The 15,942-nt window shown below is 43.7% G+C and carries 15 protein-coding genes and 2 pseudogenes; 13 read left to right on the top strand and 4 right to left on the bottom strand.

The genetic code is table 11. The annotated features are described in order from the left end of the window. The first annotated feature begins 81 nt into the window (after window positions 1-81). Window positions 82-798: a class I SAM-dependent methyltransferase gene (locus tag KJS65_RS12760; RefSeq protein ID WP_213650122.1), complete on the top strand. Its 717-nt coding sequence runs from the start codon at window positions 82-84 to the stop codon at window positions 796-798. A gap of 760 nt (window positions 799-1,558) precedes the next feature. On the opposite strand, the gene KJS65_RS12755 is transcribed toward KJS65_RS12760, so the two are convergent. Then, window positions 1,559-1,981 carry a GNAT family N-acetyltransferase gene (locus tag KJS65_RS12755; protein ID WP_244864510.1) on the bottom strand — a complete coding sequence of 141 codons (423 nt, stop codon included), beginning with the start codon at window positions 1,979-1,981 and terminating at the stop codon, window positions 1,559-1,561. A 209-nt stretch (window positions 1,982-2,190) separates the two neighbouring features. Here KJS65_RS12755 and KJS65_RS12750 point away from each other — a divergent pair. The 6 genes and pseudogenes from KJS65_RS12750 to KJS65_RS12725 all read left to right on the top strand — a co-directional run. Beyond that, a pseudogene (locus KJS65_RS12750) lies at window positions 2,191-3,074 on the top strand (DUF2268 domain-containing putative Zn-dependent protease); the annotation flags it as partial. Next, window positions 3,069-3,790: pseudogene (locus KJS65_RS29840) on the top strand (MerR family transcriptional regulator). The pseudogenes KJS65_RS12750 and KJS65_RS29840, both read left to right, overlap by 6 nt. Further along, the gene (locus KJS65_RS12740; protein WP_213650797.1) at window positions 3,777-4,040 is read left to right on the top strand and encodes a GNAT family N-acetyltransferase; all 264 of its coding nucleotides are present in this window, start codon (window positions 3,777-3,779) and stop codon (window positions 4,038-4,040) included. Before KJS65_RS29840 ends, KJS65_RS12740 begins: the two are co-directional and overlap by 14 nt. Before the next feature lie 190 nt (window positions 4,041-4,230). Next, window positions 4,231-4,785 carry a GNAT family N-acetyltransferase gene (locus tag KJS65_RS12735; protein WP_213650121.1) on the top strand — a complete coding sequence of 185 codons (555 nt, stop codon included), beginning with the start codon at window positions 4,231-4,233 and terminating at the stop codon, window positions 4,783-4,785. A gap of 276 nt (window positions 4,786-5,061) precedes the next feature. Next, entirely contained in the window at window positions 5,062-5,328 is a 267-nt protein-coding gene (locus KJS65_RS12730; RefSeq protein WP_213650120.1) for a CD3324 family protein, read from the top strand. A gap of 129 nt (window positions 5,329-5,457) precedes the next feature. Continuing rightward, window positions 5,458-6,312, top strand: a complete 855-nt coding sequence (locus KJS65_RS12725; protein ID WP_213650119.1) for a GNAT family N-acetyltransferase — start codon at window positions 5,458-5,460, stop codon at window positions 6,310-6,312. Window positions 6,313-6,470: 158 nt separating this feature from the next. Here KJS65_RS12725 and KJS65_RS12720 read toward each other — a convergent pair whose 3' ends face one another. Then, window positions 6,471-7,667, bottom strand: coding sequence for an MFS transporter (locus tag KJS65_RS12720; protein ID WP_213650118.1), 1,197 nt, complete (start codon window positions 7,665-7,667; stop codon window positions 6,471-6,473). A 216-nt stretch (window positions 7,668-7,883) separates the two neighbouring features. On the opposite strand from KJS65_RS12720, the gene KJS65_RS12715 reads away from it, so the two are divergent. The 6 genes from KJS65_RS12715 (at window position 7,884) to KJS65_RS12690 (ending at window position 12,937) form a co-directional block, all read left to right on the top strand. Continuing rightward, complete coding sequence (locus tag KJS65_RS12715) at window positions 7,884-8,318, top strand: GNAT family N-acetyltransferase (protein WP_213650117.1); 435 nt, start codon at window positions 7,884-7,886, stop codon at window positions 8,316-8,318. 154 nt (window positions 8,319-8,472) lie between these two features. Further along, a complete protein-coding gene (locus KJS65_RS12710; protein WP_244864509.1) occupies window positions 8,473-9,018 on the top strand; it encodes a sigma-70 family RNA polymerase sigma factor in 546 nt (181 codons plus the stop codon). Continuing rightward, complete coding sequence (locus tag KJS65_RS12705) at window positions 8,994-9,350, top strand: hypothetical protein (RefSeq protein WP_213650116.1); 357 nt, start codon at window positions 8,994-8,996, stop codon at window positions 9,348-9,350. The genes KJS65_RS12710 and KJS65_RS12705 overlap by 25 nt, the downstream gene beginning before the upstream one ends. Then, on the top strand, window positions 9,328-11,601 hold the full coding sequence (locus tag KJS65_RS12700) for a carboxypeptidase regulatory-like domain-containing protein (protein ID WP_213650115.1): 2,274 nt from the start codon (window positions 9,328-9,330) through the stop codon (window positions 11,599-11,601). The genes KJS65_RS12705 and KJS65_RS12700 overlap by 23 nt, the downstream gene beginning before the upstream one ends. 131 nt (window positions 11,602-11,732) lie before the next feature. Beyond that, on the top strand, window positions 11,733-12,365 hold the full coding sequence (locus KJS65_RS12695) for a GDSL-type esterase/lipase family protein (protein WP_213650114.1): 633 nt from the start codon (window positions 11,733-11,735) through the stop codon (window positions 12,363-12,365). A 113-nt stretch (window positions 12,366-12,478) separates the two neighbouring features. Then, window positions 12,479-12,937 (top strand): hypothetical protein, encoded by a 459-nt coding sequence (locus KJS65_RS12690; RefSeq protein WP_213650113.1) that lies wholly within the window; start codon window positions 12,479-12,481, stop codon window positions 12,935-12,937. A 19-nt stretch (window positions 12,938-12,956) separates the two neighbouring features. Here KJS65_RS12690 and KJS65_RS12685 read toward each other — a convergent pair whose 3' ends face one another. Beyond that, window positions 12,957-13,622 (bottom strand): tetratricopeptide repeat protein, encoded by a 666-nt coding sequence (locus tag KJS65_RS12685; protein ID WP_213650112.1) that lies wholly within the window; start codon window positions 13,620-13,622, stop codon window positions 12,957-12,959. Between the two features lie 54 nt (window positions 13,623-13,676). Next, a complete protein-coding gene (locus KJS65_RS12680) occupies window positions 13,677-15,662 on the bottom strand; it encodes a GTP-binding protein (RefSeq protein ID WP_213650111.1) in 1,986 nt (661 codons plus the stop codon). Window positions 15,663-15,942 lie beyond the last annotated feature (280 nt).

Here is a 15,942-nt window from a genome sequence, read left to right as displayed (position 1 = left end):
TCAGCGTATTTCGCGATTGAATTGTCCTTCAAAATGGGTATATCTCTAGTAGTCTATAACGGATGGCCAGGAGGTATGCATATGAATAGCGAACATTTTGAAGCGGCAAGAAAGTCAGAAGCCGACTATCATCAGCGCTTTTACGAGGATAATGATGTTTTTGAAGATGGAACCTGGATGTCGGAACCGGGACCGGTAGTCATGGAAATGCTGGAGCGCTTGCTTTTGCATAAGGAGGATTTGATGGTACTGGACCTGGGCTGTGGTGTAGGCCGCAACACGATTCCGGTAGCTGAACGATTGAAAGGTTCTTTAAGCAAGGTAAAAGGAGTGGATCTGCTGGAGGATGCGGCAGACATGTTGAAGAGCAACGCTGCTGAATTCGGTGTTGATCATTTGGTTGAAGCGGAAGCAGCAGATGTGGAGCATTTTGCTATAGCAGAGGATGCTTATGATTATATTCTTGCCTGCTCCTGTCTCGAGCACACTTCATCCATGGCAGCGCTGGAGGATACGTTAACGGCTATGAGAAAAGGTACCAAGCTGGGTGGAATCCACTGTATTACGATGAGCACCGACGTGGAAGAAGTGGACCGGAAGACCGGTAAAAGCACTGAGGGCTTAATCGAACTGAATATTCCGCAAAAGCAAGCCATGGAGCTGCTCGATCGAAGCTATGAGGAGTGGAATGTCCTCATCAAGCAAGTCGTTCCGCAAAGCATAGAAGAGGAAAAGGACGGGCGCCATATTGACTTCAGATGCAATCTGATCACCTTTGTCGCTCAAAAAATACAATAAGCATGTGCAAAAGCAGCCCTTAGGTGTTATTAATTGACAATGTTTACGACTTAAAGTTATGCAAAACACAATATTGGATATGATGTGACACAATTAATAGCCCCTCAGAACTTATCGATCGTTCTGAGGGGCTATTGCGGTTCATCCATTAAGCTAACGTGCCGTTTAGTTTAAATGCTTCACGAATAACTCCAAGTATGGAATTATTTGCGAGGTTCGCAAATTAAATTAATCAATATACACAATTACACAAACACCTGAAACCATTTTTAAACATAATCGTAGCATATTGTAAATAAATTGCATTGAGGTGAAGTATGAAAGCTTTTGATTACTTAAGAAGAGCCTATTATAGGCTTAGTTATTATTATCAGAAATTTCAATTCATTGTAATGTCTCTAGTAGTTGCTGGAATAGTTGATTATTTTTTTATTTACGAGATTTTCGTTTCATTATCAGCATTAGTTCCTGTTTTTATTTTAGAAATTGCTCCAGTCATTATTATCATTTTATCAATAATTATGATTCGAGGAATCGTTAAATTTATAAAGAAGATGAAAGAAAACAAACACTTACTATTTTTATTCTAACTTCACGCTTCTGTTCATTGGATTCTCTCCATAGCATTTCGACGATTTAAGTTAGTTTTTCAAAACTAACGACGGCAGTTGAATGGGGAAATGAAAGAGAATATTGACACTGATTTTTCGCGAGTTTCAGGTTATTTTTGCCACCAAAAAGCAAAGAGTGGTGTCGATCACTAAATTTCTTTATCGAGTACATGCTGCGATTTTTTAATTGTAAAACCAATTCGATTATAGAATTGGACGGCTTCTGATCTAGTCTGATTGGTACGCACCCTAATTTTTGTGAATCCGGATTCTGCTGCCCATTGCTCACATGCTTGTACTAATTGTTTGCCAATCCCATTTCCTCGAAAGGCAATGTCTACGACAAGTCCAGCAATCTCAACAAATGGTGGCGATTCGATTAAGAATCGTACATTTGCATGAATCCATCCGGACAAAACATGGTTTGATTCCATCACATAAACAATATGGTCGTTGTGGTTAGACATATATTGGAGTCTCTCTTCAAGTTGGGAGACATTCACTGGATAGCCCAATTGCCTTGAAAGCCTAGCGATCTCTTGGGAATCGCTTAGAAACGCTTTTCTAATCAAAATAACAACACCCTCTCGATGAAAGATATCAAATTGAATTTATCCATAGATGTGTAATAAGTATATAGGAGTACATGTGTCCATACCATATCCCTCAACGTTACATTAGAGTAAGCGTTGAAGATGTAGGAAGCCAAAGTAATACATTCAAGGTACTTGACTATGACGTTAGGTCATAGTGCATAATTCTCACTATAAACGACTAGGAGTATCAAAAAGTTGCCCAAGCTTCGCCCGAGGAAAAGCTTGTATTATTCAGAAACGAAATGATGGCTCCTTTTATGAAACAATGGCAAATTCAACAGATCCCTTTTAGAGCTGAAGAGGCGAATGGTTTTGACGTTGTTTTACGTTTAATAGTATCATGCATCGATCCCCTGATCAGATTACCCAGCAGATTTCACCTGAGGTAGAGTTGATTTCGTCAGATTCTTTTTGGTTAGAGTGTGAGCACGCTGTAAGGAAAAGCCTTCGTCTATTTATAGAACATGAAATAAGTCTCCCCGTATCTGAATATTTGTTTACCATTCAACTAGGGAATCCGGAAAACCGTGCCTTAACTATAAACTAAGGATATAGCGGCTTTGGAGGCATTCCCGGGTTTATCTGGGGTACACTCTTGCCAAATGAGTATACGATTCCTCGAATGAAGGCTGCGCTGGCGCATGAATGCAACCATAATGTGCGATATCAATTTATTCAGTGGGATCACACCGTTAATTTAGGTGAGCTCATTGTAATTGAAGGATTAGCTGAAAACTTTGCTACGTTCATGTTTGGAGAAGAATGGCTTGGCCCTTGGATAACGAAAACAAATGCAGAAACACTTAACAGGCGCATTAAGCCCGTGCTCCGAGAGCAATTGCAATTAACGGGGGTTGATCAATTTGCCCCGTATCTTTACGGTGACGAAATCGCAGAACTTCAGAACTTTAAACCGGTCAATATGCCTTACAGCGCCGGCTACGCTTGCGGATATTATATAATCCAATATTACTTAAGAAAAACAGGAAAAACGATCTTTGATGCCACAATAACCCCTGCGGCTCAAATACTAGACGAAGTTAAAGGATTTTGGGTTAAAGATATTGTTCAGATAACAGGCATTACAGCTCGTACCTTGCATTATTACGATAGAATCGACTTATTTAAACCGACACATCTGACGAAAAAAGGGTATCGCCTATATGATCGAAGCAGTTTGGAAAAACTCCAAACCATTTTATTCTTAGGGGAATTGGATTTTTCATTAAAAGAAATTGAGGACATTTAAAAGCTGACCAAGCAAGAACAGAAACAAATATTAAAGAAGCAGAGACAAAATTTATTACTTAAAAAACAAAGACTGGAAAACATCATGACTGCTCTCGATGAATACGTTTCGGGGAATGATATTAGTAATTTGCACATGTTTAACCATTCTTCCGTTTTGCCATTGAAAGAACAGTATGCCAATGAGGCTAGATTCATTTATGGCGAAACAGAGGCGTACAAAGTGTATAATGAAACGATGGAAAATTTATCAGTAGATGAAAAAGAGAAACGATTTTCCGATATTGAAGAAATATATAAACAAATATCGTCTTGTATCCATCAGGATCCTTCCTCCGATGATGTGCAGCGATTAATCGAAGAGTGGAAAGAAAAGAAAATCTAATGCAATTCATGCCATGCGATGCAGAGTTACTGGCTTGCATTGCCCATACCTACAAATTCGATGCACGGTTCAAAAGCTACTTTAATCAATATGGCAATGAGGATTTAGCAGACTTTCTGTACAGCGCAATTATGCAAAATATCAATCGGTAATCATCTCAATAGAGAGATTTTTTATGGGATCTCAATAGATCATATAAACAAGGGTTACACGACTCAAGCGGCAAAAGGGTTAATTAAGTATTTGTTTGAAAATGCCAATGTCGAGGAACTCATCGCAATAGCTCAGATACGTAACGTTGCATCGAATAAAGTGATGCAAAAATGTGGTTTTGAATTTCAAAATAATATGGAGATTGAACATAGGGAATACAATTACTACAAATTGAAAAGGGATATTTGAATAACCAACCATTAATGAGCAGGCTACCGCAGTCTGCTTGTTTTTATTATGATAAGGGCAGTTTAGTTGAGCAAATTATGTTATCCGACAATGTGAAGCGTCTGATAATTAAAGTAATTAATTTTAAGCAGCAGGAAAAGAAGGTGTAATATGGAACTTCTTCTATTACATATTTTAAGGAGGTTAACAAATGAGTTTTAATGAGTCGTTTCAAGAATTTCCTTCTATTGAAACAGAACGTTTATTATTACGGGAGCTTCAATCAGATGATGCAGAAGATTACTATAATTATTTTTCTGACCATGAGGTAACAAGGTTTTGGGGATATGATAGTCCAAAGGATGTAAAAACAGTTGCAAGTACCTTTGCTCGATTTAGCAATGCTTTTAAGAGGAAAGAAAGAATTGTTTGGGGAATCTCTTCCAAGGAAACTGAAAAGATTATCGGAACATGCATATTGGGGGATTTTGTTAGAGGTTCAATGGCAAATATCAGCTACAACTTATCAAAAGAACATTGGAAAAAAGGCATAATGACTGAAGCGGTAAGAGAAATAATTCCATTTGGTTTTAAAAATCTGGGATTGAATCGTATTCAAGCCATGGTAATGCCTGAGAATAACGCGTCAATCCGTTTATTGGAAAAATGTAATTTTAAGAAGGAGGGTCTATTAAGGGCATACTCTTTTGGCACATTATTTACCGATACCCTAATTTATTCTCTTTTAGCTGAAGAGTTTAATTAAATCGTTTTTCTGATTTTTCGCCCGTTGCTTTTTAATCATATCGAAATTAATATTGGGAATAGAATATACACTGTTTATTTTGAAAGAGAGGTCTCAGATTATGTGTAAATCTACGATCAGCTCCATGCAAAGTCTTGATCTATAAACAACGGCGGTTGTTTGTATGGAGCGAACAGGATTTATATTACCGCCTTAATATCAGCGTTTTTCGATAATTGTTTATAGGATAGGCTTTGCCAACCTTAAATTAAAATAATTTTAAGGAGCAGAGCTATTATGAAGTATGTAAACGCCGATATCATTTTTCCAGAAGAACTATTAAAGGAAATACAGAAATATATCCACGGCAGCATGATTTACGTCCCAACTCCTGAAGGGAAACGGAAGAAATGGGGCGAAAATTCAGGTAGTCGAAAACATTTGCGCCAAAGAAACGAAGCAATACGTCAACAATATATCGATGGTGCAACGATAGAAGAACTCTCAGATCAATTCTGTCTTTCCAACGATAGTATTAAAAAGATCATTTATTCAAAAATATAAGTCATCGAAATCACATCAAATCTGATGTGGTTTTTTTGTGTAATAATTGATTCTGAATTATCTTTTATATATTTTTCAAACTGTTTCCTTTGCTATGATTGAATCAACAATTTCAGGGAGGACATTAGGATGTCATTACAAGTTCGTCCATATTGCACTGAATTAGAGGATACAGTTAAAAACTTAAGTCACAAAGCATGGATACTTTTTAAGTACAATAAAGATTATGATCATCAGAGGATGAGGTGTGTATTTAACGAGGACGGTCATTTAATTAGTGTGGGATACTTACGACATGGAATAGCTGATGATCATGATATATTCGAAATCGAAATGCCCACTAATGAATTAGCTTTAAATCGTATGAATGAGCTGAGAAAGGCTCTTTACCCAATATTCATAAATATGTGTCAAAAGCTCCGAAATCCAAACAAGAAATCAAAGCTGGTTGCGTGGAAAGACTTTTATGGTGACAGAGAGTTTTACGAAGAATTGGGCTTTATCCCTTATCAAACTTATTATTATGCTCAACGTTCACTTGAAAAACCCATGCCTGAAGTCAGAATGCCTGTTGGAGTTCATGTCAATTTTCACCCGATGGAATCCAAAGAGGAAAGAATCAAATATACAGAATTAGAAAATCAATTTTATCAAGGCGTTGTTTACAGAAGTGTAAATATGTTGGAATGGATGATGGGCGGTCCAGAGTTACATACCATTTCTGCATTTGAAGGCGATGAACTTGTTGGCAGTGTTATGTGTTGGCAAACTGGTGCAGTTGAAAGATTATTCGTAGTTCCTCGATGGCGTAATAAAGGACTAGGTAAGTTTCTCATAACGAAGGGTTTTGAATATCACATGAAGAATGGCCGGAACCAAGTTGAGACGCTGGTTAATGAACAGGATAAGGAAGCTATGATGTTGTTAGAGACAATGGGGTATACCTTTCCTGTAAGAATGGAACTCAAGGCGTTGGACGTGTAACAAAGTGAGCCCATCTGGAAGTGGATTATACAACGCAAGGGAGTTTATTTCTAGTGTACTGGTACAAGTTCTTGTCCCGAGTCAGAGGACAAGAACTTATTCCGATTTATTGATCAAAAACGATTTAAAGAGGCTGCGTAATATTTTTTGATGAATGCTTATGCTGCTGCTTTTTGACGATGAAGCCGTGCCAACAGTAAAGAGAGCAGCAAAGCGGTGGTCAGGAAACAGGCAATCATGCCGACTACGCCATGCCAGCCGAATGAACTCCAAAAGATGCCGCCAAGTGTACCGCCGACGCTGGAGCCAGCATAGTAGAAGAACAGATACAGCGAGGAAGCTTGTGCTTTTTCATGTACAGCCCGGATACCGATCCAGGAGCTGGCGATGGAATGTGAGCCGAAGAATCCAAACGTGAAAATGATGATACCGGCGATTTTAATCACAAGCTGCGGACTAAGCGTCAGCAGGGTACCACAGAGAAAGATCATCAGACCAATCCAGAGCATAAGAGGTCTGCCGTGAGTGTCTGCCATTCTCCCCATCCAGGTAGAGCTGAAGGTGCCTGCAATATAAACGATAAATATAAAACCGACCAGTGTCTGACTCAGGGAATACGGCGGAGCGATCAGCTGGTATCCAATATAGTTGTAAAGCGATACGAAGCTTCCCATCAGCAGGAATCCCAGCCCATATAGAATGAGCAGCCCGGGGTCCTTGAACTGGTTACCGAGTGAGCGCAGCAAGGACTTGAACCGGAGTGGACGCGCCTCAAAATGACGTGATGGCGGCAGCAGGATCATGAAAACGATGCTAAAGATCAGTCCGAGAAAACCAATGGCCGCAATGGCTATTCGCCAGTTCCACAGGTCGGTTAGCGCGCCGGTAATGACTCTTCCGCCCATGCCTCCGATAGAATTGCCGCTGATATAGAGACCCATGACGGCTCCAAGACTGGCTGGAGCAATTTCTTCGCCGAGATAGGCCATGGCGATGGCGGGCAGACCGGCCAATACAGCGCCAAGGATGATCCGGAAAACAAGCAGGGTATGGAAATTCGGAGCAAAGGCGGTGATCAGCGTCAAAACCGAAGCCGTAACCATGGCGACAGTCATGATTGGCTTGCGTCCCCAGGATTCACTTAGAGAGCCCACAATGATCATACTGATGGCCAGAATCAGTGTGGTCAGCGACAGCGAAAGGCTGGCTGTAACCGGAGATATCCCGAATTCCTTGGAGAATTCGGGCATCAGGGGCTGGGTATAGTATAAAATGGCAAACGTGTTAAAGCCTCCCGCGAACAGAGCCAAACTCGTTTTGCGGAAAGCGGATGTTCCGTGCTGAATATAACTCATGATGTGATGCCTCTTTCTTTGAAAAAGTTTGAAAACAGAGCATTTTCTTTCTTATTCCAAGTGTACGCCTATCTGTAAACTTTTTTCAATATCGGTATGGCATATCATTCATGCCCGGAACCTATGAGTTCGAATAAAAGTTGAATTTTCTCGCCTAAAAGGTTAAAGTAACGAAACGAAAACTTGTATGAGCAAGATGATGTGGAGGTTATAGACATGCTGTTGAATATTAAATCGTACATACGTAAACCAGAGGTTGCCGAGCTGTTTTCCTATGCGGTATTCCCGGATGACCATTCGGTTGAGAAGACCGTCAGTGAATATGAAAATAATGAAGCCTGGCAGCTGTACGGCTATGAAGACGGAGAACTGCTGGTTGGATTGACCGGATATGAAAAGGCTGGGAGTGATCTGATTCTGCATCATATTGCGGTTATTCCGGAAAACCGTGGGCTTGGCTACGGCAGAGGGATGATCTTGGAGATCATGACAAAGGAAAAGCCGGAAAAGGTCATTGCGGAAACGGATGAGGAGTCGGTGGATTTTTACCGGAACCTCGGTTTCGTTGTCAACAGTCTGGGAGAACAGTATCCCGGTGTAGAACGGTTCCGATGCGTGTATGAGGTTGAAGAAGAAGCGGAAGAGGATTGAGAAATACGGTTCCTTTAAGTGAACCTATATCATAAGAACGGCTTCCTAATGGAAGCTGTTTTTTTTGTATTTTTATCAATAATGCAACCAAACGGCGTTTGGACGCATCATTATAGGAGGGGGGAGGGAAGGCAGACTGGATATCTTACCTGGATTGAAACAAAAAAATGAGGAAGCGCTTGGGCTGTTGATGGGGATGTATGGAGATGATCTGCTGCGAACTGCATTTTTACTGCTCCGGGACCGGCATGAAGCAGAGGAAGCTGTGCAGGACAGCTTTATCCTTGCTTTTGAACGGATCGAGCAGCTGCGGGATGATACCAAGCTGAAAAGCTGGCTGATCCGTATTGTCGTGAACCGATGCCGTATGAGACAGAGAACCTGGAGCTTCAGGAATTTGTTCCCATCGTCCCATACGGAGAGGTGGCTGGCAAAGGAAGAGCAGCCGGGTCCCGAAGAACAGCTGATGGAGCAGTTGAGAAATGGAAGACTTACCAGGGCTATACATAGTTTGAGCTATATCTACCGGGAAGTGATTACACTTCATTATTTTCAGGAAATGAGCGTTGCGGAAATGGCGGATCATTTACAGCTTAACAGCAATACCATCAAAGCCAGGCTGGCCCGGGGGCGGCATTATCTTAGACAGACGCTGGAGAAAGAGGGGGATTTCGATTGGATCAAGAGCAGTCAAGATTAAAACAGGAGCTGGACCGAGAGCTCTCCGATCTGAAGTTCAGCAAACAGGCGGAAGTGATCGGAAGAACGCATCCAACGACTCTGCGCGGCCGTTTGCGAGCCTTATGGAATAAAGAACTGGAGCTGCCTGTGATCCCGCTTGGTACCGCTTTTGCGCTTCTGTTTACGGCAGCATTTCTATATCATGGGGGACGACAGCCGAAATCACATCCTGAACCCATACCCGGCGGAACGCCGGAGCAGCGGATGTTGATCGAGACGGGAGGAAGTATTTATTGGAAGGACGAAATCGAAAGGAGATTGTCCCAACATGAAAATCCGAATCAAGGTTAAACACCTGGCATACATTCTAGGTCTGCTTACTGTTCTCGTTATTGCTTTTAATGTCGGTGCCCCGCCAAGCCATAAGCTGGCTGAAGCAGAACAGGGCGCTGTGCAGGCTGAGTCAAAAGAACAAGTGCTGAATAAGATCGACACAGCAAAGCCGGATAACAAGCTGAAGCTGATCGAGGAATATATGCTCAAGGAAAGTGATACCGTTCTGGCTCATGCATATGAGGCCTATATCGGCTCAAGCGGCTCCATGTTTAGTGGATCTATGGAACACAGAACCAAGCCAGCCTTTAATTTGAAGGAAAAGGTTCCATATTTGGAGCAGTATGTGAAGGCCGGCCGCTCGGATCCGGATGTCGGTAAAGCCGCTGAACTGCTGGCCTACTATTACGAAGGTTCCGAACAGTGGGAAAAAGCATCGCAAATACTGACCAATGCCTTAAAGAAGCTGCATTTTACAGAGTACAGTTATGCGCGGCAGGAGCTTCTATTCATGAAGGCAAAGCTGGCGGCAGATATGAAACAGTACGGAGAGCTGATTCAACTGTGTGAGGAGTTGACACAAGGGAATAAGAACCCGAATCTTGATTTAAACATCCGAATTTCCAATTTACTCGCGCAGTATGCCATTGCTGAAGGCAAAGTACCTGAAGAGCTGAAACGAATTCAGGCTGAGATGAAGAAGCAGAAAGAGCTCAACGAAGGAAATCAACGGGTAGCCCAATTGCAAATAGATCAGCTTCAGATGATCGAGGACCGTTTGAAAAAGATGGATTCTATCGGCTTAGAGAGAATGACAGACGTGTCTGGTACGATTACCAAATCCGATGGAGAACCGGTAGCTTATGCTGGTGTTTTCCTGCGGAGGCAGGATGACCTCTACCACAGCATTAGGGAGAATGAACCCTATCAGACAATGACCAATGAAAAAGGGGAATACTCGTTTAAAGGAGTTGTTCCAGGCAGCTATAAGCTGTCCCTCGGTTTGGATCTGAACCAAATCAGTGGCTGGACCTGGCCCGTATCAGGCGATGCCGACTGGATTGATCTGAGAGGTCAACAATCATTGGTGCAGGATGTCGTATTCCAGCCGCTGATGAAGCTGAAATCACCTGTTAACGAAGCGGTTGTGAAAGGGAAAAAAATCACCTTTGAGTGGGAGCCTGCCGCGGGGGCTGCTTATTATAATTTGAATCTAGGTTTGAAATTGCAAAGCGGGTCCTCGAGCAGACCGATCATGCAGGGTATTCACAGTTCCCGCATAGAGATTGACGCAGAGGAGCTGTACTATGAAATCTCAGGTGTTTCCTCATCTTCCAATGGATCTGATGAAGAAAAGCTTGACCCTTTATCCTTACTCGGGTATGCGAACACCGACAATCAGTATATGTGGAGTGTCGAAGCCTACAATGCGAACGGCGAACTTCTGACCCGAAGCGACGGATACCGTCTGGGCAATGATTTGACGGGCCAGCTTCCTTTCTTTTATTTGAAGGAACGGACAATGACTGATGCTGATCGTGCTCTGCTGGCAGGCCACTTGGAGGATGCGGATGCCAGATATAAAGCCTTATTCCGAAGCAATCCGGAGGATGCTCATAGTTTGAAAATGATGTTTACATTGCTGGAAGGCAAATTGATGCTGCTGCATGGAGAAGATGCGAATACCGAAATGAAAAAGGCCATTCAGGAGGAGCAGACAGGGCTGCTGAAACAGCTGGTGAAGCTTCATCCTACGGCCGATTATTATGCTCGGTTGGCTGATTATTATCTGAAGAAGGAGAGCTGGAATGAATATAACCGCTATTATGCGCTTGCCGGATCATTAAGCAAGAATACAGACACCAGCTATACGGATGCGACCCACGCCATTGCATTAATGAAACAAGGGAAATGGGATGAGGCAGAAAATTATTTTAAACAATCGATAGAGAATGACAAGAGCCATCGCTTCGTCGGCGTTTATATTGCCTTGGGTCTTTATCGTGGCGGTTCATTGGACCAAGCGATACAATTGGCTGCAATGTATCCTGATCGGATGATGTATAATAATCCGCTCCGTTGGGAGGATCTGCTGCTTGAGATGAAGAGAGAATCCAAAGGTGTAACTGATTATACCGGCATCCTGCAAGAGAAGATCGGACTTTATATCAAAGGGAAGGATCAAGAGCTGAAGCAGTGGCAACCGTCAGCAGGAGCATATGATACAGCCATGAAGAAATTTATTGATGGATTACTGAACGTGGGTTGAATTCGGGCTTAGGCATATACTGAATTTCACAGCTCTCAAACTCCACCCTGAGCTTTGTCCCTTTCATATTCCTGAATCGATTCATACACTGTTATGGATGAGTAAAGGAAAACTGAGAGGAGGCGAAGGTTGTGGCGATCCCATACACGGCAGTCGGTGACTCGCTGACGGTTGGATTTGGCGCCATGCCGGGTAACGGTTTTGTTCCAGTCTACCGGGGCATGGCGGAACGGAGAGTCGGAGAGTTTGTATCGTATGAGAACCTGGGAATTAACGGGCTGACTTCTTCTGAGTTGTACGCAAATATGAAGCGCAGCTCTCAGTTTCGAAATTCGCTGAAGGAAGCCCAAATCATTACGATCTCTATAGGGGGCAATGATCTGATTCGTGCCGCGAAAAGCGCATCTTCCCATAATATCGCTCAACATTTTAACAAAGCGTTATCGCAGTGCCAATCCAATTTCTCCGGAATTATGCAGACACTTAACCAACTCAAATCAGGCAGCAGAGCTCCTTATATCGTGAGGGCTGTTGGCTTGTACAATCCCTTCCCGCAGGTGGACGCTGCCACACAGTGGGTTCAACAGTTTAACCGCTATATTAACGGATATTGGGGTGGAAGCTACGCGGCTGCAGAAATTTTCTCGGCTTTCTACGGCCGTGAGCATGAGCTGCTGTCTTTCGACCATCTTCATCCGAATGGCAGAGGATACAAAGTAATTGCAGAGCAGCTCAACCGGCTCGGATATTACCCGCTGGCTTAAATGATCCATTTTGGAGAAGTTAAAAACAAAACAGACCTGCAGAGGTCTGTTTTTTGTATAATAAATAATGAAAAATATTCCATTATCCGTTTGACTGTAAAGGAGGCGACAGGTTGAAAAAGGCGTTCATCTTTACAGGTCTGATATTGGCGCTTGCAGGGCTGATGTTCTTTTTTGGAGTAGACCGCAATGTGGTCAAAATAAACAAATCCTTTGAAGGCTTCAATTACATGCTTGATGGCCCGGAGGCTTCCGCTGCTTCCCGGATCGAATTGCAAGGCGCTTACTATAAACGTGAGAGAGCATACGAGGGACGCTTGATCATCAATGATACTGTCTATGAAAAATGTGTGATCATATCAGGGATATCCGCCATTTATTATGTAAAAGAAAAGAGAAATATACTGGGACAGGTCTTTTTTGACGAAGACATGCAGCATATTTCTCTTAAAATGCCCCTTCCGGTAAGCTTGACGACGGAAAGGGAATTTTATCAGGTTATCAGTGCCCCCGCAAAATCGCAAGCAGAAGCGGCTGATGTTTATCGCAGGCTGCAGCAAACGGCTCCATAAACAGCCGCCTGTAATGGAGTTATTTTTTCATCATGCTAAGAACGGCCCATTTCCGCTCCTGACGCTTTTTATATTTTGGTAATGAGCGATAGATGTTTATCGATTCCTGAAATGCTGCCCGGGCTTCATCCTTGCGGTCGAGATCCTTGTACATCATGCCAAGCAGGTAATAGCCTTCGCAGGAAGAGGATTGAATCTCCTGGAAACGATGCACATAATCCACCGCTTTGTCGCGGTCGCTGTTCTTATACACATCTGCCAGACGCAAGTAAGGTCGTCCATACTTAACTCGCGGATTCAACTCGAGTGCTTTGAGAACACAGGTCTCGCCTTTTTGAGTATTGCCCTGTCGCAAATATACGGTTCCGAGGTCATCCCAGAATTCGGCGGAATCCTCGGATTGTGCTTTTATGGACTCCAGCAGCTTCATGGCTTCGGCATCTTTTTTGCGGTCGATCAGAAGTCTTGCGAGCTCATGCTTTGATGAAATATCGTTCGGATTCATGCTGATTTGGGTGCGCAGTCTGGAGATTTGCCCCATTCGCTTAAACGGCTTGGTTAAGCTTGGAAATACGCCGACAAAACGCCGGTCCAATAAATAAACGATTACCAATATGACGAGTATGGCTAAGAAAGGGTTTCCCAGCAGTCGCCATAACAGAATAAATCCGAAAATCTTCCCCATTGATGCCCTCCTGTAATCATGTTCTCTTTTATTTATTAAATAGAAAATATTAAACTACGTTGATAATGCACTGCGGACACTAAGTATATATTTCGATTGGTCAAGGGGATTCACGCCGTGACGCTTCCTCGCGGCATGAACATCCGGCGGACATTCCTGATACCCGGAGAATGAGGAAGCCATCACACCCCTGCCCCCGGTCATGGAACGGAGTCTTACCGGATATTCCAGTGAAGTGGCCGCAGGGATGATACCTTCAATTATACATCTTCCATGCATGATTGAAGGAGCTTCAAATTCTGCTCTCATCAGTATCAGCTCACTTAATATTTTACCCCCGAATTCCTCCGGTACGGTGATGCGGAAATGGAGCATGGGCTCAAGCAGAGTAGTTCCCGTGCTCGCCAGACCATTCATGATGCCCATCGGCGTGGCAACGACAAAATCCAGTGGATGGGTATGCCACACATGATGTTCACCCTCAATCAAGGTCACTTTCAGATCAGTGACTTCCCATCCCAGCAGTCCCTGCTGAAGTGCTTCGGGCACACGCCGCTGCACTTCGTTCTGATAGCTGGAAAGAAGATGCTCGCTTCGCACGACTGAGCTGTAGATCAGCCCGCTGCCCCGAGGCAAGGGTTCAATGGCAAAGCGAAGGATAGCCCAGCAGGGCTTCGGCATCGTATAGGCGATGAACCCCTCACCCTCTAGTGCTGGCGTTTCCTTGTAGATGACGGACGGCTGGCCAAAGTCTGCCTCCAGCCCAAACCGGGTTAGCAGCAGACTAGACAGAATCTCCAATTGAATGGCACCCATGACCTTGACATGCAGCTCACGCTCGGATTGAAGCCACTGCAGATCCAGAAGCGGGTCCTCTTCGGTGAGCTCCTGCAGAGCTTGCACGAGCTCCTGATAGCGAGACTGATCTTTTGCCTGAACCTGTACGGTCAGGAGGGGAACAGCCAAGGAAGGGGAAGGCGGTATGCCGGCGGAGCTTCCCAGAATGTCACCGATCTGTGACTGGCTGAGCCCGTACACGGCAGCAATATCACCAGCGTACAGTTGACCCAGGTCGGTGTATTTTTGCCCGTTGATTTTACGGATTTGGGTCACTTTTTCTTGAACATCACGGGTGAGGTTAGTGATAGCATCCCTGTTCTTCAGAGATCCCCGGTACAAACGCACGAATGCTGTGCGTCCCATCAGCTTGTCACGCTCGATTTTAAATACGATGCCTGACAAATCCTCTGCGTCTCCTCCTGACGGGGCAGGAAGATATTCCACAGCCGCATCCAATAGCTCTTGAATGCCAACCCCACGCTGAGATGAGCCGAAGCAAACCGGAAAGAGCCTCGCCTCCCGGCTGAGTTTTTTCAGCTTTTCCTGTAGCTCTTGGGTTGGGATCTCTTCGCCGTCAATGATCCGGTTCAACAGCTCATCATCCAGATCGGCAATCGTCTCCAGTACAAGACGACGGGTTAAACCAAAGCCGTTTTCATCATTCATGTCAGCATTCCATACCGGCGTAATTCCTGCGAAATGCTCGCCTTCCCCTGCAGGGACCTGTAAAGGTGCGATATGAACGGATAACAGCCGTTTGATTTCCTGTATGACCTGAATGACGGAAACGCCAAGACGGTCCATTTTATTGACATAGATTAATGTAGGAATACCCATGGTCCGTAAGGCATGCCATACCGTTTCGGTCTGGGATTGCACACCTTCAGCGGCGGAGATAATCAGGATTGCACCGTCCATAACCCGCATGGAACGTTCAACTTCCGAAAGAAAATCGACGTGGCCTGGTGTGTCTACCAAATTGATATGAATCCCGTTCCATACGAGGGAAGTGGCCGCAGAGCGGACAGAAATCCCGCGTTCCCGTTCGACCTCCAGTGAGTCGGTCTGAGCTGTCCCCAGATCCACGCTTCCAAGCGATCGAATGGCTCCGCTCTCATACAGCATATGTTCTGTAGTTGTCGTCTTGCCTGCATCTACATGCGCGAAGATGCCTATATTTCTTAGTGGTTTAGCTGTCATATGCTTATGTAACACTCCATTACTTTTTTTCGGGATTATAGAATTAAAAGTTTCAGGCGGAGCTTAGCAAATCTGTAATCGCGAGAGAGACTTCCCAAATATGTCGGTGGAAGTTTTTATTCATTATAGCATGGAGAATCAAGCTGGGATGAAGTATCCGTTTCATATCACAAGAAATAGTCCACATAGAACTATAGTCTATTTTGTTAAATTATGCCATATTTTATTTCGTTCTAACAGGATCAGGTTTATATTGTCCCCCTTAAACGTTAATATCGTT

Source organism: Paenibacillus sp. J23TS9 (genome assembly GCF_018403225.1).
In the GTDB taxonomy this organism is placed as follows: domain Bacteria; phylum Bacillota; class Bacilli; order Paenibacillales; family Paenibacillaceae; genus Paenibacillus_AQ.
Note: the sequence above shows the minus strand (reverse complement) of the source record. Positions and strands in the feature narration are given on the sequence as shown.

Coding starts and splice junctions, on each gene's coding strand:
- KJS65_RS12760 (WP_213650122.1), top strand. CDS start 82: ATGAATAGCGAACATTTTGAAGCGGCAAGAAAGTCAGAAGCCGACTAT.
- KJS65_RS12735 (WP_213650121.1), top strand. CDS start 4,231: ATGAGTTTTAATGAGTCGTTTCAAGAATTTCCTTCTATTGAAACAGAA.
- KJS65_RS12730 (WP_213650120.1), top strand. CDS start 5,062: ATGAAGTATGTAAACGCCGATATCATTTTTCCAGAAGAACTATTAAAG.
- KJS65_RS12725 (WP_213650119.1), top strand. CDS start 5,458: ATGTCATTACAAGTTCGTCCATATTGCACTGAATTAGAGGATACAGTT.
- KJS65_RS12720 (WP_213650118.1), bottom strand. CDS start 7,667: ATGAGTTATATTCAGCACGGAACATCCGCTTTCCGCAAAACGAGTTTG.
- KJS65_RS12715 (WP_213650117.1), top strand. CDS start 7,884: ATGCTGTTGAATATTAAATCGTACATACGTAAACCAGAGGTTGCCGAG.
- KJS65_RS12700 (WP_213650115.1), top strand. CDS start 9,328: ATGAAAATCCGAATCAAGGTTAAACACCTGGCATACATTCTAGGTCTG.
- KJS65_RS12685 (WP_213650112.1), bottom strand. CDS start 13,622: ATGGGGAAGATTTTCGGATTTATTCTGTTATGGCGACTGCTGGGAAAC.
- KJS65_RS12680 (WP_213650111.1), bottom strand. CDS start 15,662: ATGACAGCTAAACCACTAAGAAATATAGGCATCTTCGCGCATGTAGAT.